Below are 2689 nucleotides of genomic sequence, written 5' to 3' on the forward strand. Positions count from 1 at the left end.
CGCAAGATATGCGCCGGTTCATCTATCGCCTGACCGAGAAGGGCATCGCCTTGGCTCCTGTCCTGGTGGAGCTCGTCTTGTGGGCGGCGGATCACGAGGCAACCGATGCACCACCCGACGTGCTCAAGACCATGCGCACGGCGCGCCCGGACTTCTTGAAGCAGGTGAAAGCGGGTTGGCGGGCCACGCGCCCCAGAGACGATCCTCCAAAGCCGAGTCGTTGAGAACTGGCCGGTTCTGCACCAAGAACTGGCCCCGGTCTGGGTTTTCCCGGTCGGCAATGTGGATATTTGTGGTTCAATTAATATGATGAACATCATATAAAGGTACAGTCTGCCCCATGCACACTCCACCCAGCCGCCGAGAAGCCACGCACGAACGCATCGTGGATGTGGCGGCGCGTGCTTTGCGGCGCAACGGCTACGCAGGCGTGGGCGTGGCCGACGTGATGAAACAGGCCGGTCTCACACACGGCGGTTTTTATGCCCACTTTGCGTCGCGCGAAGCGCTGCTGGCCGAGGCCATCGAGCGGGCCGGACGCGACAGTGCTGCGAACATGCAGCGGCGTGTCGAGACCGGGCTTGCGCGCGGCCACAGCGCGTTCCGCTCGGTGGTGGAGTCTTACCTTTCCGAGGCGCACTTGCGTGGCGTCGAAGCGGGTTGTCTGGTCGCAGCGGTCGGTTCCGAGATGCCGCGCCAGTCGCCCGAGTTGCTGGCGCCTTCTGCCGAGCGCGTGCGCGCCCTCATCGCGTTGGTGCAGCGCAGCCTGCCGCAAGGCACGCCGGAGCAGGCGATGGCTGTAGTAGCCACGCTGGTGGGCAGTTTGCAACTGGCCCGCACCCTGGGGGTGAACGCCCAGGGCAAGGCGATGCTGAAGGCGGCGCGCGAGGCACTGCTCGCGCAGCACGACACACCCTGAACGCGGCCTGGGCGGTTCTTTTCAACATTTTTTTATCTCACTATATGACGACCGTCATATTCATTTCCCAACGTTCTATGAAGGAATATCCATGAAGCTGAGCAATGCCACTGTTTTCATCACCGGCGCCAACCGGGGCCTCGGTCTGGCTTTTGCCCGCGAGGCGCTGGCGCGCGGTGCGCGCAAGGTTTACGCCGCCGCCCGCGACCCGAGCAGCGTGAGCTTGCCGGGCGTGGTGCCGATCCAGCTCGACGTGACCCAGTCCGACGAGGTGGCCGCTGCGGCCCGCGCTTGCGGGGATGTGACGCTGTTGATCAACAACGCCGGCATTGCCCACACCGGTGGTTTTCTGAGCGAGACCAGCCTGGATTCGGCCCAGCGCCACTTCGAGACCAATGTGTTCGGACCTATGCGCCTGACCCAGGCGTTCGCGCCGGTGCTGGCGCACAACGGCGGTGGCGCGATCTTGAATGTGCTGTCCATCGCGAGCTGGATCAACGGACCTTTGCTCGGCGTTTACGGCATGAGCAAGTCGGCGGCCTGGGCCATGACCAACGGCACGCGCATCGAACTGCAAGAGCAAAAGACACAGGTGCTGGCCCTGCATGTGGGGTTCATCGACACCGATCTGACGCGTGGCTTCGACGTGCCCAAACTGGCGCCCGAGGAGGTGGTGCGATCGGCGCTGGACGGTCTCGAAGCCGGCGCCAGCGAGGTGCTGGCCGATGAGCGCACGCGCCAGGTACACGCCGGCCTGTCCGCCGATCCGGCGGTCTACCTACAAGCCATCAGCCGGTGACCAAGCCATGACCGACGCCGCCACCACCCTTCCAGCCGCTGCGGTCACGGAACCGCCGGTCCAGGTTTCGCCCTGGCCCGTGTTCTGGGTCGCCAGCATCGCCGTGTTCCTGGTGTCGCTGGACACCACCATGTTGTTCGCCGCCTTCCGCTCCATACAGGCGGGCTTTCCCGGTACGTCTGCGGCCGACATGTCGTGGGTGTTGAACGCCTACACCGTGGTCTACGCGGCGATGTTGATCCCGGCCGGCGGGCTGTCCGACACCCATGGCCGCAAGAAGGTGTTTCTGTTGGGTGTGACGCTTTTTCTGGCCGCCTCGGCGGCCTGCGGGCTGGCCGGATCGGCCTCCTGGCTGATCGCGGCGCGGGTGGCGCAGGCGGTGGGCGCGGCGATGCTGACGCCAGCTTCGCTGTCCATCGTGCTCGACGCGTTTCCGCACAGCAAGCGCGCGGTGGCCGTCAGCCTGTGGGGCGCCGTGGGTGGTCTGGCGGCGGCCATCGGGCCGAGCGTGGGTTCGTTTGTGGTGGACGCGGTGGGCTGGCCCTGGGCCTTTTACCTGAACCTGCCGCTGGGCGCCTTGTCGCTGTGGCGCGGTGCGGCCCTTTTGAAAGAGGCCAAGAAGCCGCAGAACCGGCGCCCGGTGGATGTGGTGGGCATGGGCTTGTTGATTCTGGGCGTGGGTGCGTTGGCACTCAGCATCGTGCAACTGGAGTCGGCGCACTGGACCGCCACCGAACTGGTGGTGGTGGCCGCTACCGGTCTGGTGGCCTTGACGGCTTTTGTGATCTGGGCGCGCGTGGCCTCGGCGCCGCTGGTGGATCTGCGTTTGTTCGAGCACCGTACCTACGCGTTCGTGAACCTGGCCACGCTGGCTTTTGGTATCGCGTTCTCCATGATGTTTTTTGCGTTCTTCTTCTACATGACCGAGGTCTGGCACTACAGCCTGCCCCGGGCCGGTCTGGCCATCACGC

3 protein-coding genes and 1 pseudogene are annotated in these 2689 nt (G+C 65.2%); all 4 read left to right on the top strand.

Going from position 1 to position 2689, the window contains the following annotated elements:
* Positions 1–224 (top strand): annotated as a pseudogene (locus ABYB95_RS20955) (hypothetical protein); the annotation flags it as partial.
* A gap of 116 nt (positions 225–340) precedes the next feature.
* A complete protein-coding gene (locus tag ABYB95_RS20960; protein WP_372661457.1) occupies positions 341–919 on the top strand; it encodes a TetR/AcrR family transcriptional regulator in 579 nt (192 codons plus the stop codon).
* A gap of 91 nt (positions 920–1010) precedes the next feature.
* A complete protein-coding gene (locus tag ABYB95_RS20965) occupies positions 1011–1718 on the top strand; it encodes an SDR family oxidoreductase (protein ID WP_372661460.1) in 708 nt (235 codons plus the stop codon).
* 7 nt (positions 1719–1725) lie between these two features.
* A partial coding sequence (locus ABYB95_RS20970) for an MFS transporter (RefSeq protein WP_372661463.1) occupies positions 1726–2689 on the top strand: 964 nt, incomplete at its 3' end.

This window comes from Hydrogenophaga sp. (genome assembly GCF_041633695.1).
GTDB lineage: Bacteria > Pseudomonadota > Gammaproteobacteria > Burkholderiales > Burkholderiaceae_C > Hydrogenophaga.